The organism is Deltaproteobacteria bacterium RIFCSPHIGHO2_02_FULL_44_16, from assembly GCA_001798185.1.
GTDB lineage: Bacteria > UBA10199 > UBA10199 > 2-02-FULL-44-16 > 2-02-FULL-44-16 > 2-02-FULL-44-16.
Window position 1 is genome coordinate 32,276 of the sequence record MGRM01000023.1, and the last position, 25,137, is coordinate 57,412.

25 protein-coding genes and 3 tRNA genes are annotated in these 25,137 nt (G+C 43.8%); 2 read left to right on the plus strand and 26 right to left on the minus strand.

Annotated elements, in window-relative coordinates:
- Nucleotides 1-4 precede the first annotated feature (4 nt).
- On the plus strand, nucleotides 5-1,621 hold the full coding sequence (locus A3C46_07680; GenBank protein ID OGQ21763.1) for a hypothetical protein: 1,617 nt from the start codon (nucleotides 5-7) through the stop codon (nucleotides 1,619-1,621).
- Nucleotides 1,622-1,626: 5 nt separating this feature from the next.
- Here A3C46_07680 and A3C46_07685 read toward each other — a convergent pair whose 3' ends face one another.
- From A3C46_07685 to A3C46_07700, 4 genes are all read right to left on the minus strand, one after another.
- On the minus strand, nucleotides 1,627-3,588 hold the full coding sequence (locus A3C46_07685; protein ID OGQ21764.1) for a hypothetical protein: 1,962 nt from the start codon (nucleotides 3,586-3,588) through the stop codon (nucleotides 1,627-1,629).
- On the minus strand, nucleotides 3,572-4,951 hold the full coding sequence (locus tag A3C46_07690; protein OGQ21765.1) for a hypothetical protein: 1,380 nt from the start codon (nucleotides 4,949-4,951) through the stop codon (nucleotides 3,572-3,574). Before A3C46_07690 ends, A3C46_07685 begins: the two co-directional genes overlap by 17 nt.
- Nucleotides 4,930-5,598, minus strand: coding sequence for a hypothetical protein (locus A3C46_07695; protein OGQ21766.1), 669 nt, complete (start codon nucleotides 5,596-5,598; stop codon nucleotides 4,930-4,932). The genes A3C46_07690 and A3C46_07695 overlap by 22 nt, the downstream gene beginning before the upstream one ends.
- A 12-nt stretch (nucleotides 5,599-5,610) precedes the next feature.
- A tRNA-Met gene (locus tag A3C46_07700) sits at nucleotides 5,611-5,687 on the minus strand.
- Between the two features lie 93 nt (nucleotides 5,688-5,780).
- Here A3C46_07700 and A3C46_07705 point away from each other — a divergent pair.
- Nucleotides 5,781-7,085 carry a ribosome biogenesis GTPase Der gene (locus tag A3C46_07705; protein ID OGQ21767.1) on the plus strand — a complete coding sequence of 435 codons (1,305 nt, stop codon included), beginning with the start codon at nucleotides 5,781-5,783 and terminating at the stop codon, nucleotides 7,083-7,085.
- 22 nt (nucleotides 7,086-7,107) lie between these two features.
- Here the strand turns inward: A3C46_07705 and A3C46_07710 are convergent, their stop codons facing one another.
- The 22 genes from A3C46_07710 to A3C46_07815 form a co-directional block, all read right to left on the minus strand.
- Nucleotides 7,108-7,659, minus strand: a complete 552-nt coding sequence (locus A3C46_07710; GenBank protein OGQ21768.1) for a hypothetical protein — start codon at nucleotides 7,657-7,659, stop codon at nucleotides 7,108-7,110.
- Nucleotides 7,659-8,540 carry a GTPase Era gene (locus tag A3C46_07715; protein ID OGQ21769.1) on the minus strand — a complete coding sequence of 294 codons (882 nt, stop codon included), beginning with the start codon at nucleotides 8,538-8,540 and terminating at the stop codon, nucleotides 7,659-7,661. Before A3C46_07715 ends, A3C46_07710 begins: the two co-directional genes overlap by 1 nt.
- Nucleotides 8,537-9,259, minus strand: a complete 723-nt coding sequence (locus A3C46_07720; GenBank protein ID OGQ21770.1) for a ribonuclease III — start codon at nucleotides 9,257-9,259, stop codon at nucleotides 8,537-8,539. Before A3C46_07720 ends, A3C46_07715 begins: the two co-directional genes overlap by 4 nt.
- Complete coding sequence (locus tag A3C46_07725) at nucleotides 9,163-10,533, minus strand: tRNA (N(6)-L-threonylcarbamoyladenosine(37)-C(2))-methylthiotransferase MtaB (GenBank protein ID OGQ21771.1); 1,371 nt, start codon at nucleotides 10,531-10,533, stop codon at nucleotides 9,163-9,165. Before A3C46_07725 ends, A3C46_07720 begins: the two co-directional genes overlap by 97 nt.
- Nucleotides 10,530-11,624 carry a tRNA 2-thiouridine(34) synthase MnmA gene (locus A3C46_07730; GenBank protein OGQ21772.1) on the minus strand — a complete coding sequence of 365 codons (1,095 nt, stop codon included), beginning with the start codon at nucleotides 11,622-11,624 and terminating at the stop codon, nucleotides 10,530-10,532. The genes A3C46_07725 and A3C46_07730 overlap by 4 nt, the downstream gene beginning before the upstream one ends.
- A gap of 3 nt (nucleotides 11,625-11,627) precedes the next feature.
- The gene (locus tag A3C46_07735) at nucleotides 11,628-12,992 is read right to left on the minus strand and encodes a cystathionine beta-synthase (GenBank protein OGQ21773.1); all 1,365 of its coding nucleotides are present in this window, start codon (nucleotides 12,990-12,992) and stop codon (nucleotides 11,628-11,630) included.
- Nucleotides 12,993-13,061: 69 nt separating this feature from the next.
- Nucleotides 13,062-13,138 (minus strand) — tRNA-Pro (locus tag A3C46_07740).
- A 14-nt stretch (nucleotides 13,139-13,152) separates the two neighbouring features.
- A complete protein-coding gene (locus A3C46_07745) occupies nucleotides 13,153-13,692 on the minus strand; it encodes a hypothetical protein (GenBank protein ID OGQ21774.1) in 540 nt (179 codons plus the stop codon).
- Nucleotides 13,685-14,005: an integration host factor subunit alpha gene (locus A3C46_07750; GenBank protein OGQ21775.1), complete on the minus strand. Its 321-nt coding sequence runs from the start codon at nucleotides 14,003-14,005 to the stop codon at nucleotides 13,685-13,687. Before A3C46_07750 ends, A3C46_07745 begins: the two co-directional genes overlap by 8 nt.
- 124 nt (nucleotides 14,006-14,129) lie before the next feature.
- Complete coding sequence (locus tag A3C46_07755) at nucleotides 14,130-16,184, minus strand: phenylalanine--tRNA ligase subunit beta (protein ID OGQ21776.1); 2,055 nt, start codon at nucleotides 16,182-16,184, stop codon at nucleotides 14,130-14,132.
- A 2-nt stretch (nucleotides 16,185-16,186) separates the two neighbouring features.
- Nucleotides 16,187-17,203, minus strand: a complete 1,017-nt coding sequence (locus A3C46_07760; GenBank protein ID OGQ21777.1) for a phenylalanine--tRNA ligase subunit alpha — start codon at nucleotides 17,201-17,203, stop codon at nucleotides 16,187-16,189.
- A gap of 25 nt (nucleotides 17,204-17,228) precedes the next feature.
- Complete coding sequence (locus tag A3C46_07765; protein OGQ21778.1) at nucleotides 17,229-17,579, minus strand: 50S ribosomal protein L20; 351 nt, start codon at nucleotides 17,577-17,579, stop codon at nucleotides 17,229-17,231.
- 16 nt (nucleotides 17,580-17,595) lie between these two features.
- On the minus strand, nucleotides 17,596-17,793 hold the full coding sequence (locus A3C46_07770; GenBank protein ID OGQ21779.1) for a 50S ribosomal protein L35: 198 nt from the start codon (nucleotides 17,791-17,793) through the stop codon (nucleotides 17,596-17,598).
- A gap of 9 nt (nucleotides 17,794-17,802) precedes the next feature.
- On the minus strand, nucleotides 17,803-18,345 hold the full coding sequence (locus A3C46_07775) for a translation initiation factor IF-3 (protein ID OGQ21780.1): 543 nt from the start codon (nucleotides 18,343-18,345) through the stop codon (nucleotides 17,803-17,805).
- A gap of 46 nt (nucleotides 18,346-18,391) precedes the next feature.
- Nucleotides 18,392-20,155, minus strand: a complete 1,764-nt coding sequence (locus tag A3C46_07780; protein OGQ21781.1) for a threonine--tRNA ligase — start codon at nucleotides 20,153-20,155, stop codon at nucleotides 18,392-18,394.
- Nucleotides 20,156-20,236: 81 nt separating this feature from the next.
- Nucleotides 20,237-20,310 (minus strand) — tRNA-Val (locus A3C46_07785).
- 387 nt (nucleotides 20,311-20,697) lie between these two features.
- Complete coding sequence (locus A3C46_07790; protein OGQ21782.1) at nucleotides 20,698-21,021, minus strand: thioredoxin; 324 nt, start codon at nucleotides 21,019-21,021, stop codon at nucleotides 20,698-20,700.
- Nucleotides 21,022-21,151: 130 nt separating this feature from the next.
- Nucleotides 21,152-22,252, minus strand: a complete 1,101-nt coding sequence (locus tag A3C46_07795; protein ID OGQ21783.1) for a rod shape-determining protein RodA — start codon at nucleotides 22,250-22,252, stop codon at nucleotides 21,152-21,154.
- Nucleotides 22,253-22,434: 182 nt separating this feature from the next.
- Entirely contained in the window at nucleotides 22,435-22,854 is a 420-nt protein-coding gene (locus A3C46_07800) for a hypothetical protein (protein ID OGQ21784.1), read from the minus strand.
- Between the two features lie 11 nt (nucleotides 22,855-22,865).
- On the minus strand, nucleotides 22,866-23,141 hold the full coding sequence (locus A3C46_07805) for a hypothetical protein (protein OGQ21785.1): 276 nt from the start codon (nucleotides 23,139-23,141) through the stop codon (nucleotides 22,866-22,868).
- Entirely contained in the window at nucleotides 23,138-23,962 is an 825-nt protein-coding gene (locus tag A3C46_07810; protein OGQ21786.1) for a hypothetical protein, read from the minus strand. The genes A3C46_07805 and A3C46_07810 overlap by 4 nt, the downstream gene beginning before the upstream one ends.
- Before the next feature lie 201 nt (nucleotides 23,963-24,163).
- Nucleotides 24,164-25,114, minus strand: coding sequence for a hypothetical protein (locus tag A3C46_07815; GenBank protein OGQ21787.1), 951 nt, complete (start codon nucleotides 25,112-25,114; stop codon nucleotides 24,164-24,166).
- Between the last annotated feature and the right edge of the window lie 23 nt (nucleotides 25,115-25,137).

The window sequence follows — 25,137 nt, forward strand, 5'->3', positions numbered from 1 at the left end:
TATCATGGTTTATAAACTCTATCGAAGCGCTGTTGAAAATTTACTTTCGAGTCAAAAAAACGCCTTGGACCAGCAAATTTTCCATATTGCTTCTCAGGATGACGATGCGGGCGAAAACCTTTCTCAAGTTGAAATTGATAACGCTCATCACCTCTTTCCAAACAATACTTTCTTCTCTGATACCGGTGAAAAGATGCATCATAAATTAAATGCCTACATGGCCGATCGATTCCGCTCGATTGTACGAATGGGAATTAACGATTGTCTTATACAATACAGCCTTCCTCGTGAACCGAGTGAAGCTGCTTTTGGAGAATGTCTTCGAGCAAACTTCCCCTTTCTCAACACCGGAAAAGGTCAAAGTCAAAAAGGCAACATTATTTTTAATTCTCTCGATATAGAGACATCAGAGTGGATTTTCTTAGGACTCAATCCACGAACAGCAATGTATGATTTTCAAAGCGAGGATATGGCCTCTTTTGATCTCCCTCCTCATACCCTTCTTGAGTACAGCGTAAACTATCATGGTTATGAGTTTCAATGGAATGACACATCGGGACGAACGATAAAGCTTATCGGTAATCAAAACAGGTCAACACTTCTCATCGGAAAAGAGAAATTTGAACTCACGGTCGATAGTTCCTTTTCAGATCTTCTTCACTTCTCTGAAACGTTTTGGGACATCATCATCTCAACACCACATGGTACCGAATTTTCCCATAAAAGCATGACACATTCTGTATCGACAGATGAACGATACGCAACACTCCATGGACAACTAAGACCAAAGAGCCAAGCTTATGTGTTTATGCTTGACGAACGCCATCAGGGAAAAAGAGCGCTCGTTTCTTATCAGCATGGCATCTCTCTTCATAAACGATTATTGATTCAAGATGCTTATGAGTCTGATGAAACTTTCGAGATGGACACATTTTCCCTTTTGGATCTAAAGCATTCCTATAAACGACATCTCGGCTTTGACTCATCTCAAGGCATTTTCTTTTTCTTTACACCACCTCCAGAACATCCCGTGGTTGGAGAAATGGAATTTGGTTACGTTCATCAATTTCTCTGGGAGACAAGTAACGAATATGAACGCAATCTTCCATTTAGTACATATTCGATGCATGGATTTGAAACAGAGGTCACAGGTGAATACACACTTGCTCAGATCGCGGATCATACCTACAAAAAAGCAGCGACAAATTCAGAAGTTTTTTACTATCCAGAAGATTTTTATCACATTCCGATGTGGGCTATTTCCTATTTTGAAGAGCAAAAAGATAAAGAACATCTGGAAAAACTAAAACAGGTGGCACTTGAACGCATTCGTCGCGTGCTCAATGACGGTGAATTTATGGAATATCATAAAACCATTCGATTTGGTCAGGTTCGTTTATCGCTCGACGGTTTTGTTGGTCATACGACTGAATTTCTCGGAAAACTTGCAGCATCAGATCAAATAACGTGGACTCCGGAAGATGCAGAACTCATTAAACGCTGGATTCGTGAAATCACGATCACCACACCACGAGCGCTCCCAACCTTTGCTTCTGAATACTCGCATCTCGTCTTGGGACTTCGGTTACTTCACCAATACCGTGAGCGTGTTGGAATTTGAATAAATTATTTCGTCACGAGTGTGAAGACAACGCGTCGATTTTTGGCTCGATCTTCAGGTGAAGAATTTGGCGCCACCGGCTCATTAGCACCATAGGCAACAGCGGTAAATTTCACATCGCGTCGAGCAAGCCGGCGCTTGAGATAATCGATCACCACTTGTGCACGATAACGGGAGATATTTGAATTCACGACTTTTTCCCCGATACTGTCCGCATGCCCTTCAACGCGAATATGTCGAACCCAAGGATTCTGATCAATAAAGTCAGCAACGTGGTCTAAGATATTGTAGGCCTGAGCACGAAGAATGGCCTTATCAAAATCAAAATAGACCGGCTCAAGCGTGACAAGCTCTGCACCAGTGACAACGACCTCTTTGTCTTGATTCTCATCGGGACAACCGTCGTCATCCGCAAATCCATCTTTATCTTCGGAGCTATTCGGACATTGATCTTGATAATCGCGAATCCCATCACCATCAGTGTCTTCGTGCGCGAGCTTCGCAAGAACTGCCCATTGATCGTCATCATATTTCTTTTGCAAATCAAAATAAGTCATACAAGTCGGATCGTGTTTTTGAGGATCATATTGCTCTAACGTATTCGGACATTTTTCACCCAACAATACTGTTTTTGAAAAATCATAGTATTTTGGACAACCGGCATCATGCACACGCGCATCAAATTCCGATGGATCTGAAGGACAACGACGGTTCATTTCAGCTGTCGAGAGATTCACGATATTAAAAACGTCTTCATCAGAATAGTTTTCGGAAAGAGTAAATATTTTTTCGCAGGAAGCATCATGAATCTTCGGATTAAATTGTTCTGGCGAAGGACATCGGAAATAAAGTTCCGCGACATCTTGAAATTCATAATATTTGGGGCAACCTTCATCATGTATTTTCGGATCAAAATCTTCCGGAGCTGCCGGACAACGTTGTTGCAAAAGAGTATACACTTCAGGCGTGAGCTTTCGCTCTTTCTTGGTCACAATCGTTGTAAATGCAATTTCATCTCGTCGCTGAAATTCTTCTGTATTCAGGCGATACCCTACGGAAGCGAGTGCACGAACACGTGCTCCACTTGCACCGCACACTGTGCATGTTCCAGCTCCTGCTCTCACCGTCACACCAGATTTCCCAAGATCTGCACTCATACCGCCAAGAATTTCCATGGGACTCTCTTCGCGATCTTTAAAAAGGTTCCCGAGATTTGTCCAACCACTACTCTCTACAAAAACATGCTTATTTTTTCCGACACGATATTTTCCACCCGCTGAAAAAAGAAAACGATGTTGATAGTCGATATTTCGAATGGAAACATGTTTGCCTCCTTGATAACCTGCATTCAAAAGAAGAGACAAACGGGGAAGAAGAGCAACATCAAATGCGAGCAATCCCCCTCCCGTATAACTTGCATCTCCAACATAAGCGCTACTTTTCCCTGTGGGAATGGTCATAAAAGGAATCACCGCCAAACCTACCGGAAATCTCATCGGATCCAAAATGCGAGCTTTTACTTCAAGACGCATATCTCCAAAGCTGCGAGTATTGTCGGTTCCTGTGCCAGGAACAATATTAGGAGATTGAAAATAATTCACATATACATAAGGAATGTCAGCTCCAACTTGAAGAACATCGAAAAGTCCAAACGCCACCATCGCATGCTGAACAAGAAGGTGATCAATCACACCTTGAAGACGACTTCCAGCTTGGCGAATTTGAAATGGCCGATAGCCATACGACCCCAACAAAGCACCTGAGAATTGAAAGTGATATAACATCGTTGAATCGTGAGCTTGAAAAAACGTGCGTTGACCTATGGCGGGAACAAAAAAATCGGCATTGAGTTCTGTGGTCGCTGCCTCTGATTTTACAGAAATAAAAAGAAAAGAAAGAATGAGAAAAAGAACGGAGGCGAGATTGAAGATTCGATTCATGACCATGATTTCACTGTATTTGAACATGCCTTGGTTTTAACTCCTTCATTCGATAACCAAGAAGTCTTCCTTTATTTGAAACCACATATACTTCATTCGCTATGACGAGAGGATCACCGAGACTCCCTTTTCGAACATAGAGGCGTTGAAGAATATCCCCTGTGTCTTGATCCAAAAACCAAAATTTATCTGATGTCGAAACAACCGCAAGAAAGTTTTCTCCTCCAGCCGCAGAAGAGATCTCAGCTGTTTCGAAATCCTGTTGCCAATGAAAATCCCCCGTTACAGGATGAAGTGATGTTAAAACTCCCGATCCTGTAACATAAAGTTTTTCATTTGCAAGGAGCAAATCATTTACACCTCCAACATCACGTGACCAAATGATTCGTCCATCGAGCGCATCAACTTTTGAAAGTTTTCCATCTGCTGAAGAACACAAAAGAGTATTTGCAAAAGGAACAATCGTTGCATCAACATCGTAAACAAGCTCACGACGATCACCGAGTTGACGGACCCACGCAAGCGAACCATCTTCCGGATGATATGCCATGAGCATGCCGGTCGCTGTCCCCACAAAAATTTTTCCAAAAGCAGCAACGGGCTTTGTCGCTTTTCGTACAGAAAATCCCCAACTTTTTTCATACGCCTCAGTATGCCAAACTTCGTCCCCTGTTTCACGATCAAGAGCAAAAAGTCGTCCCGATTGCGTAACAACATAGAGCTTTCCTTCGGAGGCTAAAGGGGGAGAGAGAATTTCATCATCGAGCCTTCTCTGCCACACGAGTATTCCACTCATGGCATTCAACGCGTAGACGTTTCCTCGAACATCGCCAAAAAAAACAACATCCTGATCGAGGTCTGCAGAGGCATGAACGGCTCCTTCAGTTTCAAAAACCCATTTTTTTCGCATCGGTTTTGTTTCAAGAGCGTAAAATTTTCCAGCGTCGACCCCGACATAGAGAAGATCGTGATGGTAAAGAGGTGTTGTAAATTGGAAAGGACGACGATTCCAAAAACTCGACTTTTCAAATCGAATGACGCGACGATAAGAAACATGCAATTGACGTATACTTCGCGTTTCACCTTTGAGTCTTCGATAAACAATCGGGGCTTTCGCCGATTCCCAACTTAAAACATGACGTTTTAATTTTGAAGGAGAGGCTAATGCAGAAGGAATTGATATGATGAAAAGAAAAAAAATAAAAAAAAGTTTTGTAAAAATCAGGGTTTGTTTGCAAAACCCTCGCATGTCATTGCGAGGAATCCGCCACGCTTTATGGCGGGTGACGAAGCAATCTCCCGCAGATAGTATTCTCAGGAGATCGCCACGCCCTTCGGGCTCGCGATGACATTCTTTGCAAATAGAGTTTATGGATGCGCTGAATACCATAACAGATGTTCCTCACTCTTTTCTTTTAGGACCGTCTCTTTATCCTGCTTTCGGATTTCTTCAAAAATCTTTTGCGCTTCTTCCTTCTTTCCCAAGCGTTGGAGAGATAATGCTTCTTGATATTGACTCTGAACTTTCAACATATTGTGAGGGAAACTCGCTGCTTCTTTATAAAAGCTCAAAGCTTCATCATGTTTTTCCTGCTTTGTCGCAAGAGCTCCGAGCCCGTGAAGCGCTGAGACATGTAACATCGGTTGTTGATCCGTGTGTTTGACAAGTTGCTGGTAATATCCCTTTGTGTCCTCGTCTTTTTCCATTGCTTGAGCATGACGAGCAAGCTCGAAGAGAGCGAGCTTTCCAGAAGGAGTTCGAACATATTGAGTTGCGATCTGCTTGAGCGCTTCAATTTGTTGATGTTGATCTTCAAGTTTACGCGCCTGATAATATTCATCTGCCGCTTTTTCGACACGATAATCCCAATAAAAAGCCGCAGACCAGATCACGAGAAGAAAGGCAATGATGCCGCTGGCAATTTTGACCATCAGTCGCCATCTCAGATAAAACCATTGCAACATTGTTCGTGAGGGATCTCCTGTCCCCTTTGACTTGATCTCCCACGCGTTTGGATAGCGTTTATAAGTTCCCATAATCTCCTCAGGTTGTAGCGGGGGGCGGGATCGAACCGCCGACCTACGGGTTATGAATCCGTCGCTCTCACCATCTGAGCTACCCCGCCAAAAAGAACCATAAAATTAATGGTTTTGGGTATCTTGTCAACTAAGTTCGCCGTAGACTTTTCGGGAAAAAGAAGTATGAGCGTTCTTACCTTATGAAACCCTTCGTAGCTATCATCGGCCGTGCCAATGTCGGGAAATCCCGTCTTTTTAACCGTCTTACCGGAAAAAGTCAGGCCATTGTCCACGATCAACCGGGAATCACTCGAGATCGACTCTATGCTCCCTGTTTTTGGGCGGGTCGCGAATTTATTCTCATTGATAGCGGCGGCGTCGATCTTGAGGCGAGTTCCACACTTGATCAAGCGGTCACGGAACAGAGTCTTATGGCACTTGAAGAAGCAGATCTGATTATTGCGCTTTTTGATGGAACAACAGAACCGACATCGACCGATTACGAACTGATGAAACGTCTCAGAAATACAAAAAAACCTGTTCTTTTTACCATGAACAAAATCGATACGGATCGAAACGAACCTCATGTTGCTTCATACTATCAATTTGGTCTCACCTCTCTCCTTCTCGTCTCAGCCGAACACGGTCGTGGCATCGGAGAGCTCCTTGATGAAGTGGTCGAAAAACTTCCTAAACTTCCAGAAGAAGAAGAGAAAAATAAAAACGAACCGCATGTGGCGATCATCGGCCGTCCAAACGTGGGGAAATCAACCTTGATCAATCGTTTCGTCGGGGAGAAGCGTGTCCTTGTCCATGAAACTCCTGGAACAACGCGCGATGCGATCGATGTCGCAGTTACCTATGACGAAAAACCATATCTCTTTGTGGATACGGCTGGCGTCAGCAAACATAAACTCGACGTTGATTATCTTGAAGGCATCACCACGATGAGAACACTGCGCACAGTTGATCGATGTCACATCGCTGTCTTGATGATCGATGCGAATATTGGATTAACCCATCGCGATCGAAATCTGGCTGATTATGTTTTTGATCAGGGCAAAGGTTTGCTCCTTGCCGTTAATAAAAGTGATCTGCTTGAAAAAAACTGGGAAGAATATATTGAATCGCTGCGCGATCTTCTCGGTGAGCTTCGTGATATTCCCATTCTTCGACTTTCAGCCAAAACGGGACAGGGATGTCTTAAAATTTTTCCTGGAATCCAAGAACTCTATAAAGCACTGGGATCAAAACTCTCAACTTCAGAGCTCAATAAACTTCTTGAGCGTGCTCTCTCTGAGCATCATCTTCCTGCGTATCGTGGAAAAAGCATTCGCATTTATTATGGAACACAAATGGGAACTTTTCCTCCGCGCTTTGTCTTTTTTTCAAACGCGCCACAAGGCATTGCAACCAGTTATCGTCGCTATTTGACAAAAGCTATAAAAACAACGCTTGGCATACGCGGGATTCCACTTCGATTGCAATTTCGAAAGAAAACGTAAGTAGGGGCGAACGGTGTTCGCCCTAAATCATAAAACGTCCATCAATATCTTCAACTTCCTGATCAAAGGCAATACCCGCTTCATAGAGACGTTCAAACAAGGAAGGATTTGTCATTCGCGACCAACGCACCGTACCGCGAAGGGCTTGTGTTGTCGGATTTGCGCTGGTGATCGTAATCTCTTGTCCTTTACCCAAAGGTTCAGACGTTACCAACTTTAATCCTCCGTATGAAATATCTCTCACTCGAGCAGAATACCAACGACTGTCATGCACAAGACAATACGAAATAATGATATTCACCGAACGACGAAAGGCTTGACGTCGCTCTTCATTTTTCTTTCGTGTGATCTTCTTCTGTGTGGTGCGCAAAATGAGATCATACTCACGCCGCTTCTGAGGATCGCGCAAGATTGCATAGGCCACGTTGATTTCAGAAGCTTCGCGCTCATCACCACCGAGATCAGGATGTTTTTTGAGAGAGTACAAAAGCGCACGATATGCCGCGGTAATAATTTCTACCGGAGCATCAGCGCTGACACGCAGAATTTCATAATAATTACGGAGAGATTTCATTAAAAAATAACTCCAAAGTCTTCAATCTTTTTAGAATTTTTGGTCCATCCTTCATCGACCTGAACAAAAAGATCTAAGAAAACTTTTGTTTCGACCAGTTCTTCGATCCGTTTTCTTGCGAGCGTCCCGATGTTTTTAATGCGTTCGCCGCCCTTTCCAATCACCATTTTCTTTTGCGCCTCTTTTTCCACCACAATCGTTGCTTTAATCTTCGTGATATTTTGCTTCTCTGTCGGTTCCTGAAATTCTTCGAGATGCACAAGGGTTGCATACGGAATTTCTTGATGCATCTGTAAAAAAACTTGCTCTCGAATAATTTCGGAAACTAAAAATCGGACGGGATGCTGTGTATAGATATCCGTCGGAAACATCGGTTCCCCTTCAGTGAGAAAGCTCTCAAGCGTTTGAAGCAACTCTCCAATCCCAATGTTTTTCAGTGCTGAGATCACGAGAAGTTCTTTTACTTTCCATTCATCATGAATTTTTTTTGCGAAACGATCGAGATCCTTTTTTTGAAGAAGATCTCCTTTATTCAACGCAACGACATGGGGTTTATGCGCAATTTTGCGATAGAGTTGTTCGCTTCGAGCAGAATCGATATTCCAAGGATCTACCAGAAAACAGACGATATCAGCATCTTCAATCACTTGATGAAGGACACTCATCATCGACTGCGAAAGCGCCTGAGATGAAACATGGAAACCAGGACTATCGAGAAAAACAATTTGAGATTCCGGACGATTCAGAATTCCCACAATACGATTACGCGTTGTTTGTGGTTTTGGAGTGACAATCGCAAGGCTCTCACCAAGAATATGATTGAGAAGCGTCGATTTTCCAACGTTTGGTTCACCAAGAAGCGCAACCGTTCCAAATTTCATGACTTGTTCTCTTTTCGTATTTTTTCAAGCGCTTGTTTCGCCGCATCTTGCTCGGCCGCCTTTTTGCTGCTTCCGCTTCCAACACTTTTCTCTTCACCACAAATCGAGAGACTGATTTCAAATGTTTTTTGATGATCAGGTCCAGAAGTGCGAAGAAGAGTATACCGAGGAATAGATCGAAAACGACTTTGTGATTCCTCTTGAAGTTGCGTTTTATAATCTTTGACGAATTCCACTCCACTTACTTCCTTGAGCAACGGTTCATAGTGATGGTGCACCACTTCAAACGCTTTGAGAAAACCACGATCAAAATAAACAGCGCCGAGAAGAGCTTCAAAAGCATCCGAGAGAATCGATGATTTTTCTCGACCTCCTGTTTGCTCTTCTCCTTTTCCTAAAAATAAAAACTCTCCAAGCTTCATGTTCCGCGCAAGCTCAGCCAATTGCTCTTCATTGACAATAGCAGCGCGAAGTTTTGAGAGATCCCCTTCTGCATGCTCGGGGAATCGTTCCATGAGAAGATGACTCACGGCAAGTTCCAACACCGCATCACCCAAAAATTCATATCGCTCATTATGTTCGAGCGCGGGTAAACGCTGTTCGTTTGCATAAGATTTATGCGTTAATGCGCACTTAAGATGCGTTCGCTCTCGAAAGCTGTAGTGAAAGAGCTTTTCAAACGCCTTAAGTTGTTTTTTTTCTTCTGAAGTGATTGGCATCGTCCGTAAACTTTTCCGTCATGGACTCTCTCAATAAGAACTTCTTCAGATGCGCCATGACGTGCACCTGTGTCAGGATATAAGATGGGCACATTATTATCGCTGATCCCATGAAGAAATCCTTCTTCATCTTTTTGTTTCGACGTCACAATAACGGGAAGCGTTTCTCCAATTTGGCTCTGATAAAATTTCTCTCTTTTCGCATGAGCAAGAGAAGTCAGAAGACGCGCACGTCGCTGAATCTCATTCTTTGCAACTTGTGCTGACATTGTTTCTGCAACAGTTTCCGGACGAGCAGAAAAAGGAAAAACATGGAGCCATGCAAATGAAAGTTCCTCTAGGAATTGATGCGTGCGTTTAAAATCTTCTTCAGTTTCACCTGGAAATCCGACCATAATATCAGCCGCAATAAAAAAACCTTTCGAATTTTCAGTGAGCGCTTCAATGATTCTTTTTGCGTCAGCGCTTTTGGTTCGTCGTCGCATCAAGCGAAGAACGGAGTCAGAAGCGCTCTGCAAGGAGAGATGAAGATGACGGGCAAGTCTTTTTTCGGAAAGAAAAAGTTCTAAAAGATCCGGATCAAGACATTCAGGATCGAGAGATGAAAGACGAATACGACGAACAGACGTCTTTGCATATATTTCTTGCAGAAGATGAGAAAGTTTTGGTTGCCCTTGAAGGTCGCGACCATAACTTCCGATATGAATCCCAGTGATGATCACCTCTTCATAACCCGCATCGACCAAACGATGAACATCATCGACCAAAAGCGCGACAGGACGACTTCGGCTTTTGCCACGAGCTTTCCAAATCGCACAATAGGCACATCGAAAATTACAACCATCTTGGATCTTCAGATAAGCGCGTGCGCGATCTTGGGAAAGAGGAACAGATTCATCAAAAGTAGAAGGGGGCGCATCCGTCACAAGAAAACTTTGAGCAAGATATCGAATCACTTCTTCACGTTGCTGCGTTCCAAAAACAGCGTCAACGCCTTCAATACTTTCTAAACTTTGAGGAGAAATTTGTGCGGTGCAACCGGTCGCGATGACAAGCGCCAGAGGATTTTGTCGATGCGCACGACGAAGCGCTTGACGACCTTGATGATCCGCATGCGCTGTCACCGTACACGTATTCACCACATAGGCATCTGCTTCCGATGAAAAAGGAACAATCTGAAAACCGAGACGTTCACATATAACTTGAAGCTGCTGCGTATCAAAAAAATTCGCTTTGCAGCCCAGCGTTTCAAAAGCCACTCGCGGCTTTTTCATTGAATCCATCCTCCACCTAAAACTTCATCCCCATCGTAAATAACGGCCGCTTGTCCCGGAGTAATCGCACATTGGGGATCTTCAAATCGGACCGAAATCGAACGTTCTCCCGTAGGAGTGATGAAAGCTTTTGCCGGAGGATGTTGCGAGCGAATTCTGACGTGAACGGGACGTTCAAAATATTGTTCTTCACCCATCTGTTTCTCTTTCTGCCAACAGACCCAATGAAGGCCTCGAACTTCCATCTCTCTTCGCATGACATTGCTTTTAGTTCCAAGCACCACTTCATTTTGTTGTGCGCGAATTTCGACCACAAACATTCGCTCTCCGCGACTGATCCCTAATCCTCTCCGTTGCCCAACGGTGTAAGCGTGAATACCCGCGTGTTTCCCCAGAATATTTCCTTGGAGATCGACAAAATTTCCTTCACCCTGAAGAAGATGCGCACCGTTTTGCTCAACGAAAGCCACATAATCGTCGTCGGGAACAAAACAGATTTCCTGACTTTCCGGTTTATCCTGAGTGATAAATCCTTGCTCGCGCGCAATCCGACGAACATCCTGTTTCGTGAGATCTCCCAAAGGAAACGCGAGATGTTTGAGTTCATCTTGCGTCAGTTGAAACAAATAATAACTTTGATCTTTCGCATCATCCGAGCCACGAAAAAGACGATACGCTCCACTCCGATCAAGACTCACACGAGCATAATGTCCCGTTGCAATCACCTTTGCATCTCGTGCACGCATATCTTCAAAAAATGCAGAGAATTTCAGTTCAGCATTGCAACTCGTACAAGGGATTGGCGTTCTCCCTCGCGCATATGAAGCAATAAATGGTTGAATCACTTTTTGTTGAAACTCACGGCGATAATCGAGCGTGTAGTGCGGAATGCCAAGCGTGGTACAGACATCGCGCGCATCGGAACGATCAGATGCGGAACAACAACTTTTCCCTGTGGAACGATGACAGCTCACCAGATGCATTGAAACACCAATAACCTCATAGCCCTGTTCCTTCATGAGATAAGCAGCAACAGAACTATCAACACCTCCCGACATGGCGACGAGAGCTTTTTTCTCTTTCACACTCATACGTTATCCTGAAAAAAGGAGAACGAGATCATAGCGCGTAATGATTTCAAATCCTCCACCCTCTTTTTGAACCATGACCGCAGGACGTTCTCGTGAAAGTTTTTTTACAAGTTCATCGATTTTGAGAGATGGATTCACAAAAGGAAAAGGTTCGTCCATAACCGTGCGGACCGGATCTGATTGACACGTTGGTTTTTTCAGAACCGCACTCAAAATATTTGAATCAATAAGACTCCCGACAACTTCTCCACGTTCAATCACGGGAAGCTGAGAAATATTATGTTCATTCATGATCTCGATGGCTTTGGAGAGAAGTTCTTCAGGAGAAACTGAAATGAGCCGACGTGTTTTCTTCTTTTTGTTTAAAAGTTCTTGAAGAGTCGTATGCGTCTCTTCCACAAAACCGTGAGCTTTCATCCAGGTATCATTGAAAATTTTTCCCAAATAACGAGAACCGTGATCGGGAAGAAGCGCCACCACGATATCATCTTTCTTGAGCTTCTTCGCAATGCGGAGAGCACCCACTACCGCAGCTCCCGATGATCCGCCAACCAAGATCCCTTCCCGACGAGCAAGCTCGCGCGCCATCAAAAAAGCATCTTTGTCCGTCACTTTTTCTACCTGATCCACGAGTCCAAAATCGGAATTTTCAGGAAGAATATCTTCTCCAATACCTTCAATGAGATAAGGATAAATTTCCGCTTCATCAAATTTTCCTGTCTCTTTATATTTTTGAAAGACCGATCCATACGTATCGATACCGATCGCTTGAATTTTCGGATTTTTTTCTTTCAAGTAACGAGAGATACCTGTCATCGTCCCGCAGGTCCCCATTCCACATACAAAATGAGTTAATTTCCCATCGCTCTGTTCCCAAAGTTCTGGGCCAGTCGTTTCATAATGAGCCCATTGATTTGAAGGATTATCGTATTGATTTGGATGATAGGAGTTTGGAATTTCACGACTAAGTCGCTTTGCAACTGAGTAGTAAGAGCGCGGATCTTCTGGTGCTACATTGGTCGGGCAGACAATCACTTCAGCGCCAAAGGCTCGAAGCGCATCGACCTTTTCTGAACTCTGTTTATCAGAAATCGTAAAAATACAACGATATCCTTTAATAGCGCCGATAATCGCAAGTCCAATACCGGTGTTTCCGCTTGTGGCTTCAATAATGGTTCCACCAGGCTTGAGCTTCCCTTCTCTTTCAGCATCCTGAACCATCTTCAGCGCAATGCGATCTTTAACGGAGTTTCCGGGATTAAAATATTCAAGTTTCGCATAGACGCGCGCTTTCACTCCCAAAGCGACAGTGTGCAGTCGTACCAGAGGTGTGTTCCCAATCACTTCTGCGAGACTTTCATAAAACATTCTCCATCTCCTTTAACCCCCACAATTCTTGGGGTGGGTCAACCCACCAACGCTTTAGTGGCGGGTCTTTTGTCGGGGCGACTGGATTTGAACCAGCGACCCCTTGCACCCCATGCAAGTGCGCTACCAGGCTGCGCTACGCCCCGAGTAAATGTTTAGTTTAGATATCCTCTCGCACAAGTTTTAGGAGAGTTTCAAGGTCTTTGCGAACTTTGGTCAGCAATTTTCGTCGATCGCTGAGATCAGGCGCTGCTTCGGAAGATAAAGAAGCTGCCACTTTCACTCGTTCTGGTGATGAAACAACCGGCGAACGTGCTGGCGACGTCGAAACAGGTTTCACTGTTACCGGTGTCGCAACCGGAGCTGCATCAAGTGAAATACTGTTCTCTTCATACGCATCAATATGATCATGAGATACGGATTCAGAAGGTTTTCCATTCTTGATACGATCTTTTAATCTTTTACGAGCACCGTTAATGGTAAAACGCTCTTCATAGAGCAGCGTCTTAATGGCAAGAAGTGTTTCCACATCTCGACGTTTGTAAAGACGCTGACCTGATTTTGACTTCGAAGGTTTGATATCAGGAAATTCTGATTCCCAATAACGAAGCACGTAGGGCTTCACACCAACGATATCGCTCACTTCTCCAATACGAAAATAGAGCTTATTCGGAATGGACTGGGAATGAAGCTCAGACATGATTTATGGCACCATGAGTTTCGGAAGAATCACTCTCATCACCATTGAGAGCTGCCTTCAGCACTTGACTTGGACGAAACGTCAAAACTCGTCGCGCTGAAATTTCGATCTCCTGGCCTGTTTGAGGATTGCGACCGATTCGAGGTCTCTTTTGGCGAACCACAAAATTACCAAAACCCGAAATTTTAATTTTTTCCCCTCGTTCCAGAGTCTCTTTCATCGTATCAAAAACAAGTTCAACAATGTCTGAAGATTCTTTCTTGGAAAATCCAATCTTTTCGTAAATCTGTTCGATGATTTCTGCCTTCGTCATAAGCACCCCCTTCAGAAGATAGGTGAGGTAAGGATAGCACCGGCGTGTAGATTCGTCAATTATTCTCTGTGGTTACCGGGGAACCCTCTAAAAGGTCGAGAAGCGCCATGAAAACCCCTGTTTCTTATGTTCTTAATTCAGCTTTAAAGGAGGTTTGAAGCTTTTGAACAATCATCTGATGAGCTTTGGTGACCTCTTCATCGGTTAAGGTTCTGTCATGAGAAGCGTAGCGCAGAGAATAAGCAACACTTTTTTTTCCCGAGGGAATATTTTTCCCTCGATAGAAATCAAAGAGATGAATAGACTGAAAAATCGGAATTTTCATCTCGCGAATCAGATGTTCAATATCTTCATGCGTTACGTTTTCACCAATCACAATTGAAAAATCGCGATCAACAAAAGGAAATCGAGAAAGAGGAAGAAACTGGCGTGAAAAGTGTGAAGCTTTCAGAAGTAATTGCACGTTCAGTTCAAAGGCAAAGATCTCTTCTTCAAGTCCTGACGCTTGAATGACAGAGGGATGAAGTCGCCCAACATAACCGATCGGAGTTCCTTGCACGGTGATCGATGCGGATATTCCGGGATGAAAAAAAGAAGGAATATCTTTGCGATCAAAGACGATGTTCTGACAATGAAGTTTTTCGAAAAGTTGTTCGAGCACTCCTTTGAGATCAAAAAAATCGATGTTCACACGCGATGTCTCCCAAGCTCGCGGAGAACGACGCCCCATCATAAGACCCGCCAGATGAAGGGGTTCATGAGATTCTTTTTTCCCTTCTTCACGATGATAGACACGTCCCATTGAAAAAAATCGACCATCTGTCTGTTGATGATTTTTATTGAGCCGCATCACACGCAAAAGACCTGGCAAAAGACTCGTTCTCATACAAGAATCTTCTGGCGAAAGAGGATTCGTCAAAAGAAGAGGAGTATAACCCTTGAGAGTAAATCGTTGATGTTCTTCAGGACTGATAAATGCCATGAGCACCGCTTCAGAAAAACCGAGGGTGGTGAGCATAGTTCGAATATGACGTGTAGGCTGCTCATGCTCTGGTCGAGAAACAGAAGAAAGAGCAACGCGCGGCAGTGTTTCAGGAATATGACCGTAGCCATAGATTCGCGCAATCTCTTCAATGAGATCGATAGGTCGTGAAAGGTCCTGACGAAAGGTCGGAATCTCAAACGTCACCTGCTTGGCAGTTTGATTCTCTTTCCGAAACTGAAGGCGCTGTAATAATTTCACACATTCAGCCGACGTTATCGTCATCCCAAGAACGCGACGCACTTCTTCGAATGACAAAGAAATTTTAGCAGGAAGAATTTTCTTTCGATAAAGATCGAGCCAGTCTTCAGTCGGTGTTCCACCTGCAAGTTCTGTGATCAGTTGCGTAAGACGATGAAGTGTTTCGAGCACGGCATTCGGATCAACGCCTCGCTCAAAGCGATAGGAAGATTCCGTTGAAAGTCCAAGTCTGCGCGATGAGCGACGAATACCGGCCGGTTCAAAATAAGCACTCTCGAGAAGAAGATCAAATGTCTCCGCATGGATTTCAGAATTTTTCCCTCCCATAATGCCAGCAAGAGCCACAGGTCCTTTGCCATCGCAGATCAAGAGATCTTCTCGCTCAAGCTTTCGCGAAACTCCGTCGAGCGTTTGAAATGTTAAAGAAGAGGAAGAAGTTTGAATGCGCAAGGTCTGCTCACGCAGATCGCGAAGATCAAATGCATGAAGCGGCTGACCCCGCTCGAGCATGACATAATTCGTCGCATCCACAACATTATTCACGGACCGAATCCCACATGCTTCAAGTCTCTGCACAAGCCAGGGAGGTGAAGGAGCAATACGCACTCCTTTAATGATGCGCGCGGTATAACGAGGACATCTCGTTTCATTTTCAACTTGCACCGCAATAAAATCTTTCATGCGTCCTTTTCCTGAAGGCACACGAGTTTTCGCTTTCTTGAGTTTTCCACCCACGGCCGCAACTTCACGTGCGACGCCGAGAACCGACAAACAGTCAGGACGATTCGGCGTAATCCCTAACGTAAAAATCGCACGGTCTCCCTTACCTTGAATCTCCTCGACTTCGATACCAGCCATCGTAAGTTTTGCGGCAAGCTCATCGATTGAAGCATCAAAAGAGACAAATTCACGAAGCCATGTGAGAGGTGTTTTCATGATTAAAATTGATGTAAAAATCGTAGATCGTTATCAAAAAAGAGACGAATATCATTGATGCAATATTTCAGCATCGTGATTCGCTCAATGCCCATTCCAAATGCAAAACCGGTAACTTTCTTTGGATCATACTTTACGGCTTTAAATACTTCTGGATCTACCATTCCACATCCCAGAATTTCGACCCAACCACTTTGCTTGCAAACGCGACATCCTTTTCCTTTACACATAACGCATCCAATATCGAGTTCAGCAGAAGGTTCAGTAAAAGGGAAAAAACTGGGACGAAAACGAACAGGAAGATCATCACCAAAACAACGATGGCAAAACTGAGAAAGAATTCCTTTCAAATCTCCAAAAGTCACATGTGCATCCACAAGCAAGCCCTCTACTTGATGAAACATCGGTGAATGAGAAACATCGCTATCACAGCGATAGACAGCACCGGGCGCAATAATCATCACCGGTGGTTGCATCTTTTCCATGACATGGATCTGAACCGGAGAGGTGTGTGTACGGAGGAGTCGACCATCATCGACATAAAACGTGTCGTGCATGTCTCGCGCAGGGTGACCTTTCGGAAAATTGAGAGCTTCAAAGTTATAATAGTCAGTTTCAATTTCAGGACCTTCATGAATCGAAAAACCGAGATCAGTGAAAATATCAACGACCTCTTGCATCACTTGAGTGAGAGGATGTTGAGAGCCTTTTGGAAATTTTCTACCAGGGAGAGAAATATCGACGTGCTCTGATGTCACTGCCCGCTTCTCTTCACCGCGGGAAAGTTCTTCGCTGAGCTTCGCAATTTTTTCTTCCACTTTAACGCGAAGTTCATTGAGATGACGACCAACTTCAGGTCGATCTTCTTTTTGAACTTTTCCTAATTCCTGAAAAAGCGCTGTGATATTTCCTTTTCGACCAAGATATTTGACACGAAACGCTTCTGCGGCATTGGCTGTATCAACGTGCGCGATCTCCTGAAGCGCACGTTGCTCGAGAACCTGAATGCGTTCGATCAACTCCTTCATAAAAGGAACCTCAAATTTATTTAGGTCGGGCAAACTCAACAATCGCTTTAAAGTCATCTGGATAATGGATAGCAAGCTCGGAAAGCATTTTGCGATTCAACGCAATTTGTTTTTCCTTAAGACTCCCCATGAGTCTGCTGTAGTTCATACCAGAAGCAGTGGCTCCTGCAGAAATACGAGTCTGCCAAAGAGCGCGAAAATCACGCTTCTTTTCTTTGCGACCGCGATAAGAAGCTTTCCATGCATTCTCCACAGCCTCCATCACCGTTCGAATCATGCGACTGCGGCCGCCGTAAAATCCTTCAGCAGCATCCAAATAACGGTTGCGTCGACGACGCGCTTTAAATCCTCGTTTTACTCGTGGCATACGCCCTCCTTAACTTTTATCCATATGGAAGTAATTTTTTCATCGCTGGAACATCAACATCTGCAATATAGCCACCGCGTCGAAGACGGCGCTTTTGCTTTGGTGTTCGGTTCGTCAAAATATGTCGAAGCTTACTCCGCTTTCTTTTAATTTTTCCGCTTGCGGTAACGCGAAATCTTTTCGCAGCAGCTTTTCGTGTTTTCAATTTGGGCATATCCTTCTCCTATTTTTTCGTTTTCTTTAAAGGAGCCAAAAGCATTTGCATTTGTTTTCCTTCAAGATGTGTTGCTTGTGCTACTTCTGCGACATCTTTCACATCTTCAATAATTCGCTTCATCCGTTGTTCTCCGAGCTCTTTGTGAGACATTTCACGTCCACGAAATCGAAGCGTAATTTTTACTTTATCTCCAATCTCGAAAAATTTTCGAACATGTTTGAGTTTCGTTTGATAATCATGTTCATCAGTTCCGACACGCAGTTTAATCTCTTTTGTTTTCACCACAATTTGATGCTTCTTGGCTTCGTGCTTTTTCTTGCTTTGTTCGTATTTATACTTTCCATAATCCATAATTTTACAAACAGGAGGTTTTGCCGTTGGTGAAATTTCCACCAGATCTAATCCCTCTTCTTCAGCGCGACGAATTGCTTCGGGAGTGATAAAAATTCCAAGCTGTTCTCCTTGCGATCCGATTAATCGCACTTCCGGAACTCGAATCCGATGATTTCTTCGGAGCTCATCTTTACGAATAGGAGCTCGTGTTGGCATTGGTACTGGCAATGGTAGCGGCTGCGACTTCGTAATAAAAACCTCCTTAGTGTTGATGAGTTTTCTTTTCGCTGACTTCAGCAAAAAGATGATCGGTAAATTCTTGCACCGATTTTTTCCCCATATCTCCATAGTTTCGTGATCGTATCGCAACCAACCCTGCTTCTTGTTCTTTTTTCCCAATCACCAACATATACGGAATCTTTTGCATTTCTGCTTCACGAATTTTTAATCCTAATTTTTCATTTCGATCATCCAACTCAATTCGAAATCCGCGATTCACCAGTGCCGTCTGAATCGAACTCGCAAACTCACGCTGTTCATCGCTAATCGTCACAATTCTTGCTTGAACCGGAGCAAGCCATACGGGAAATGCTCCTGCATAATGTTCAATCAAAACTCCGAAGAAACGTTCAAGCGATCCCATAAGCGCACGATGAATCATAATGGGTCGATGTTTTTCGCCATCGTTCCCCACGAACTCAAGTTCATATCGTTCTGGCAAATTGAAATCGACTTGAATCGTGGAACATTGCCATGCCCTTCCTAATGAATCCTGAATTTTGATATCAATTTTTGGTCCATAAAACACTCCTTCGCCAGGATCAACTTCATAATGAAGATCTGAGGCATTGAGAGCATTTTCCAACGCCTTTGTGGCCATAGTCCATGCTTCATCACTCCCCACATGCTTTTCCGGTTTTGTCGAAAGATAGACATCAAAAACTGTAAATCCAAACGAACGAAGGATATGCAAACAAAAGGCAAGCGTCGTGGTAATTTCTTCTTCGAGTTGATCTGGACGACAAAAAAGATGAGCGTCATCTTGGGTAAAACCTCTGACTCTCATGAGCCCATGCAACACACCTGATCGTTCATGACGATACACCGTTCCAAGCTCAGCCCATCGAAAGGGTAAATCGCGATAACTGCGAAGAGAAGTTTTATAGATCTGAATGTGAAACGGGCAATTCATCGGTTTGAGTTCGTACTCAACATCATCGACTAACATCGGCGTGTACATGTTATCGCGATAAAACTCCCAGTGTCCCGATGTTTTCCACAAATCAAGACGTGCAATGTGAGGGGTAAAGAGAAGTTCATATCCCCCTTTGCGATGTTCTTCGCGCCAAAAATCTTCAATGGCTTGACGAACACGGCCACCTTTGGGGTGCCAGAGAATAAGCCCAGCACCGAGATCTCCCATCGTCGAAAAAAGATCGAGCTCTTTTCCAAGACGACGATGATCTCGCTTTTCCGCCTCTTCACGTTTGCGAAGATAATCTTCAAGCTCTTCTTTGGTGGAAAAAGCAGTTCCATAAATTCTTTGAAGCTGCTTCTTTTTTTCATCTCCGCGCCAGTAGCTCCCGGCAACTTTCAGAAGCTTAAACGCTTTAATTTCACCTGTATGCTCCACATGCGGACCACGACAGAGATCTTCCCAGGAACCATGTGTATACAGTGTCAACGTCTCATCAGAACCGATCGCATTGAGCAACTCGAGTTTGTACGGTTCATTCTTTTTTTCAAAGAGCTTCTGCGCCTCTTGACGTGAAATTTCACGTCGCTGCAGAGGTAATTTTTGATCGATGATTTTTTTCATCATCGATTCAATATTTTCTAAATCGCTCGTGGAAAATCCTTTCGGATAATCAAAATCGTAATAAAATCCATCTTCGACCGGAGGGCCTATCGTTACCTTGGCTTCAGGGAAGAGTCGCTGGACTGCGTCTGCCATCACATGCGCTGTGGTGTGACGAAGGCGATATAAATAGCTCTCTTCGTATTTTTCTGTTTCTCGTTTTGACATTTTAAATACAATGCCCTCAAAAATCTCATCTTCTTTTTTCAACACAACGTTGAAATCATAAAAAGAAATGGCGCAGCCATGTGGGCATAAGAGGACTCGAACCTCTGACCCCTACCATGTCAAGGTAGTGCTCTAACCAACTGAGCTATATGCCCGGATTAGGCTGCTGAAAAAGTTCGTCTGCTTCGTTGCCTTCGTCAGCACTCCTTGCAGCGTACATTTGCAGTACGCTTCAGTCGGCTTCCTCAGGCTGCCTCGCATACGATTCTTTTTCAGCAGCCTTTGCACAAGAAGATCGAGGCGATTAGCAAATCCTTCAAAAAAGTCAATGATTTAGGCTTTGAAAACGGCCGTAGGAGGCGATTGTTGAGCGGCGTCTTCAGACGCTGGAAACGAAGCCTCAATGCACAGCAGGCTGAAGCGCAGGCAAAAATCCGGCGTGTGAGGATTTTTGCCGTAGTGAGACAACGCCTCCGAGAGACGTTTTCAGTTTTAAAGTAAAAGATGAGAGATTATTTTGGAAGAATTCGAATTTTAAAGTTTTATGCTTTTTTCAGAAGTTGATCAATTGTGCCTTTGGGGACATTGCCAATGACCTGATCGACTTTTTGGCCACCCTTAAAAAGCATGACAGCGGGGATACTACGAATACCATATTGAGCGGCCACTTTAGGGTTCTGATCGACATCCACCTTGCAAACTTTCACTTTATTTTCCTGTTCCTGTGCAACGGTTTCCAGTGTCGGAGTGAGCGCCTTGCAGGGGCCACACCACTCAGCCCAAAAATCGACAAGCACCGGTTTATCTGCACTGAGCACTTCTGTTGCAAATGTTGCATCGGTCACATCAAAAATATTTTTTGCCATAACGTTCTCCTTGATTGATTCTGCTTTAATCACTGCTGATATTTCAGTCAACAGTTCTCTCATTGTTGAGCACACCAAAAGGAGCCTGACGAATTTCTGGCATAATGTTGTGCCAGAAAGCGTCTGGCTCTTAAAACATAAAGCGCCGAAGACTGATGCTCAGAAGAATTCCGATACTCATCAAAATCGTGACCATCGACGAACCACCATAACTTAAAAGCGGAAGTGTGACACCGGTGAGAGGGATGAGACCGAGCACTCCTCCGAGATTAATAACGAGTTGCCAAAAAATCATGGCCACAATTCCCAACGCTAAAAAAATACCGAAGCGATCACGCGCTTTTCGCGAAACTTCAACTCCCATCAAAAGAAAAGCAGCATAGAGTCCAAGAGCAAAAACAGAACCGAGAAAACCCCATTCCTCTGCAAGCACCGGAAAAATAAAATCGGTATGACGCTCGGGCAAATACTGAAGCTTATTGATATTCCCCTTGAGATATCCCTTTCCTAAAATCTTTCCTGAACCGACCGCAATTTTTGATTGCATCAAATGATAACCACGACCACGAACATCTTCTTCCGGATGAAGAAATGAAAAAATACGATCACGCTGATAAGGTTTCAGACCAAAAGTATAAAACGAACCGGCTGCTGCAATTGCTAAAAAAAGTCCGAGAAGAAGTGTTTTACGACGAATACCTGCAAAGAAAGCGAGCGACATAAAAATACAGATAAGAAAAAGGGAAGAACCAAGATCACCTTGATAAATAATAAGAGCAACCGGGATAAACATAAATAAGAATGGTTGCCATAAATCGAGAAGACCACAGCCGTCTGGGTTTGGATGGTCACTGAAATATTTCGCCGCAATTAAAATATAAGCGATTTTTGCAAGCTCTGCTGGCTGCAAATTGAAAGGCCCCAGTTGAATCCATCCATGCGTACCGCGCACAGTCGAACCAAAAAAAATCGAAATCATCAGAAGTAACAACACAAGAACATAAATCGTGATCGCGAGTGATTTGAAAACACGATAATCAAAAAAAATAGCCGCGACCATCACGAGCAATCCGACTCCGACCCATGCCATTTGATTCCAAAAAAGCGAAACGGCGTTTGTCTCTTCCCAAAAAGAGACCGCACTATAGAGATTCACGAGTCCAATCGCCAGAAGCGTCAGCACAACACCAAACAATGGCCAATTAAATGTTTCTGTAAATCGTTGGGTCATATTGTGTTTTAACTTCTTTTTTCAAACCTGCTTCGGGTGCGATGTCGAAAAGACGCAGTCGTTTTTTCTTTACGGAGAAAAATCGCTGCTCTTCTCTTAGTCGGTTGTAGCATCAACGCCATAGTGACAACCTCCTGCGAGATGCTTTTCGCCACTCGCACCGCTCGCGCGGTTTGAAAAAGTCATCTCTCAACATATCGTTTCAACTGTTTCAACATACCTAAAGCATTTGATTTCATCAAGGGTTCTGCAACGAGCGTTGGCATCCAAACGGCAAGATCAACGTTCAGTTGATACGTCACATCGACTTCATTTTTTCCCATCTCTTCCAAGGTCCAACTCCCTTCATTACGTTTCATCATATCCCCTTCTACCAATTTCCACTTGATATGATCTGGTGCAAGATGAAAATCGAGAATACAGTTTACTTGCCGAAGAATATTGAGCGAAAAAGAGACACGTGGTGTTTTTTTATTCTTTTTTATAATTTTTGCTTTTTTGACTGCCGTAAAAATGTGAGGATATTTTTCGAAATCGATGATCGTCTGATAGACATTATCTAATGAAGCTTCGATGAGAATAGATTGTGTAAGTGAGAGCATGGTTGAGATGATCAGTCTAAAAATTGATGGAGATTTCTCGGCACTTTTTCTTTGGAGATCCCGTCAGCGAGCTGGCAGGAAGGATCACGACGAAGATCTTCTGCATATTCTCCCGAGGAAATGACAACCTTCTTTACTCCCTCTTCTACGAGAGAAATTGCAAGATGATAACTGTGAATGATATAGAGTCTCTTCTTTGGGACAGGAAATTCACTCCCCTCGACGTTTTGAATCGAAAGTAATGCCACACATAACGCAACCAATACATGAGTATTTATTTTCTTCATGACAATTTTCTATCCGCAAGAGCCGGAAGTTTTTGCCTTACCCTTTCAATTTCCTTGAAGTCCAAATCAGCGTATATAAGTCCCTCACTTTCAGATAATTGACTGATAATTCCGCCCCACGGGTCAATAATCATCGTGTGACCAAAACTCTCTCGTGAAGCGTTGTGTTTTCCCCATTGCGCAGCTGCAATTACATAGCATTGATTTTCAATGGATCGCGCTCGCAAAAGCACTTCCCAGTGTGAAGGACCGGTTACAGACGTAAAAGCGCTCGGAATGAGTAATATATGAGCCTTTTTTTGGGAAAGGACACGATAGAGTTCAGGAAAACGCAGATCATAGCAGATACTCAATCCATAATTCCAGGGACCGAGCGCATCGATGACGGGCACCCTACCACCTTGCACACGGTCACTTTCGCAGATCTGTTGGGATTCTGATAATCGAAAATTAAAGAGATGAATTTTTCGGTAAAGGGCTCCTAAGCGACCATCAGGATGAATAATGGCACTTGTGTTATATACTTTCTCTGTATCCGGAATCCTTTCAGGAAAAGACCCAATATGCACAGCTATCTCAAGCTTTTTGGCGAGAGCAACAATCTCCCGAATCGGGTTGTCATCAGATCCAAATGAAACGTTTTTGGGATGATCAGGATCATAAAAAATGAGACTGTTTTCAGGAAAAGAGATGAACTGTGCACCAGCCTCTTTGGCCTGAATGATATATTTAAAGACCTTCTCAAGATTTGCCTGCAAGTCCCCAGTTGAATTCAATTGTGCGGCTGCCACGCGAAGAAAATCATTCTTCACTCCGTCCATGACATCTCCTTAAGGTTTGTGAAGTCCAGAAGCGATCATTCCAGATTCGCAATTGCAAAGTGTTTCCTCGACTCAACATGACTACTATATAATGTAGGCGATTTCCATACCACATTCCGGATTGTTGTACTTCGTTGTTTTATCAGCAATGAGTAACTTTACCTGCTTATAAAAGTGTTCAGAAATCCGGATTTCGGAACACTATAAAAATTCTTTCAAATTTCTCGGAATTTTTTCGGAGAGAATATGGTCAGCGTGCTGGCAAGCAACATCTTTTTTTAAATCTGCAGAAGATTCACCAGAGGCAATGACAACCTTCTTCACTCCCTTCTCCTTGAGATACGAAATCGTTTTCGAAAGTTCCCATGTCGTTTCAGGAATATTTTTATCGATGAAGGCGATATCAACATCAGAATACATGACACCATTTGAGGTGCATTTCTCCATATTCGAATAAATCTGAAGTTGTCCGATCTTTAATGCACCTTTCTGCGATCGCCATGAAAGTCCGATCAACGGGTCATCATCGATGACGAGGACTGAAAGTCCTTTTCCGTTTGTGCTCTGTTTGTCATTGCGAGGAGCCTCAGCGACGAAGCAATCTCCTACAGACAGTGCTTTCGGGAGATCGCCACGCCCTTCAGGCTCGCGATGACAGTCTTCTTGCCGGTCACCCTGAGCCTGTCGAAGAGCAATCGGAATAAATCCTGCCATTGATTTTGGAATCAATTTCACTCCAAGCTTGAAACACTGCTCCAGGACTTCTCTCTCTTCGTAACGGCTCGTCACTAAAATGCTCTGATCCTGGATACCCAAATGTCTGACAACATCAAGCCCCGTTTCTTTTTGACCAAGCAATTCATAATCACAAAGATACCGCGCCTGACGGCGTTCCTGGTGCTGATGCCACTGTTTGAGTTCATACGGCGTCGAAAAATGAATGACTTCAAGATTGAGTCCTTGAAACCGATTATCCCATACCTGATGAATCGAAAGATCGTCATCCAAAATAACAACCGCCGTTCCTTTCTCAATCTCAAGTTTTGGCACAAACCAATCTGGAGCTCTCTCTCGAGGCAAAATAAGTTTTAATGTTGTTCCCTTTCCCATTTCAGACACAATCTCAACTCTTCCTCCCCATGATTCCACCATCTCTTTCGCATGCGCTAACCCCA

Excerpts from the sequence above, each read along its gene's own strand:
- A3C46_07680 (OGQ21763.1), top strand. The coding sequence starts at position 5 with ATGGTTTATAAACTCTATCGAAGCGCTGTTGAAAATTTACTTTCGAGT.
- A3C46_07685 (OGQ21764.1), bottom strand. The coding sequence starts at position 3,588 with ATGTTCAAATACAGTGAAATCATGGTCATGAATCGAATCTTCAATCTC.
- A3C46_07690 (OGQ21765.1), bottom strand. The coding sequence starts at position 4,951 with ATGGTATTCAGCGCATCCATAAACTCTATTTGCAAAGAATGTCATCGC.
- A3C46_07695 (OGQ21766.1), bottom strand. The coding sequence starts at position 5,598 with ATGGGAACTTATAAACGCTATCCAAACGCGTGGGAGATCAAGTCAAAG.
- A3C46_07705 (OGQ21767.1), top strand. The coding sequence starts at position 5,781 with ATGAAACCCTTCGTAGCTATCATCGGCCGTGCCAATGTCGGGAAATCC.
- A3C46_07710 (OGQ21768.1), bottom strand. The coding sequence starts at position 7,659 with ATGAAATCTCTCCGTAATTATTATGAAATTCTGCGTGTCAGCGCTGAT.
- A3C46_07715 (OGQ21769.1), bottom strand. The coding sequence starts at position 8,540 with ATGAAATTTGGAACGGTTGCGCTTCTTGGTGAACCAAACGTTGGAAAA.
- A3C46_07720 (OGQ21770.1), bottom strand. The coding sequence starts at position 9,259 with ATGCCAATCACTTCAGAAGAAAAAAAACAACTTAAGGCGTTTGAAAAG.
- A3C46_07725 (OGQ21771.1), bottom strand. The coding sequence starts at position 10,533 with ATGAAAAAGCCGCGAGTGGCTTTTGAAACGCTGGGCTGCAAAGCGAAT.
- A3C46_07730 (OGQ21772.1), bottom strand. The coding sequence starts at position 11,624 with ATGAGTGTGAAAGAGAAAAAAGCTCTCGTCGCCATGTCGGGAGGTGTT.
- A3C46_07735 (OGQ21773.1), bottom strand. The coding sequence starts at position 12,992 with ATGTTTTATGAAAGTCTCGCAGAAGTGATTGGGAACACACCTCTGGTA.
- A3C46_07745 (OGQ21774.1), bottom strand. The coding sequence starts at position 13,692 with ATGTCTGAGCTTCATTCCCAGTCCATTCCGAATAAGCTCTATTTTCGT.
- A3C46_07750 (OGQ21775.1), bottom strand. The coding sequence starts at position 14,005 with ATGACGAAGGCAGAAATCATCGAACAGATTTACGAAAAGATTGGATTT.
- A3C46_07755 (OGQ21776.1), bottom strand. The coding sequence starts at position 16,184 with ATGAAAACACCTCTCACATGGCTTCGTGAATTTGTCTCTTTTGATGCT.
- A3C46_07765 (OGQ21778.1), bottom strand. The coding sequence starts at position 17,579 with ATGCCACGAGTAAAACGAGGATTTAAAGCGCGTCGTCGACGCAACCGT.
- A3C46_07770 (OGQ21779.1), bottom strand. The coding sequence starts at position 17,793 with ATGCCCAAATTGAAAACACGAAAAGCTGCTGCGAAAAGATTTCGCGTT.
- A3C46_07775 (OGQ21780.1), bottom strand. The coding sequence starts at position 18,345 with ATGCCAACACGAGCTCCTATTCGTAAAGATGAGCTCCGAAGAAATCAT.
- A3C46_07780 (OGQ21781.1), bottom strand. The coding sequence starts at position 20,155 with ATGTCAAAACGAGAAACAGAAAAATACGAAGAGAGCTATTTATATCGC.
- A3C46_07790 (OGQ21782.1), bottom strand. The coding sequence starts at position 21,021 with ATGGCAAAAAATATTTTTGATGTGACCGATGCAACATTTGCAACAGAA.
- A3C46_07795 (OGQ21783.1), bottom strand. The coding sequence starts at position 22,252 with ATGACCCAACGATTTACAGAAACATTTAATTGGCCATTGTTTGGTGTT.
- A3C46_07800 (OGQ21784.1), bottom strand. The coding sequence starts at position 22,854 with ATGCTCTCACTTACACAATCTATTCTCATCGAAGCTTCATTAGATAAT.
- A3C46_07805 (OGQ21785.1), bottom strand. The coding sequence starts at position 23,141 with ATGAAGAAAATAAATACTCATGTATTGGTTGCGTTATGTGTGGCATTA.
- A3C46_07810 (OGQ21786.1), bottom strand. The coding sequence starts at position 23,962 with ATGGACGGAGTGAAGAATGATTTTCTTCGCGTGGCAGCCGCACAATTG.
- A3C46_07815 (OGQ21787.1), bottom strand. The coding sequence starts at position 25,114 with ATGGTGGAATCATGGGGAGGAAGAGTTGAGATTGTGTCTGAAATGGGA.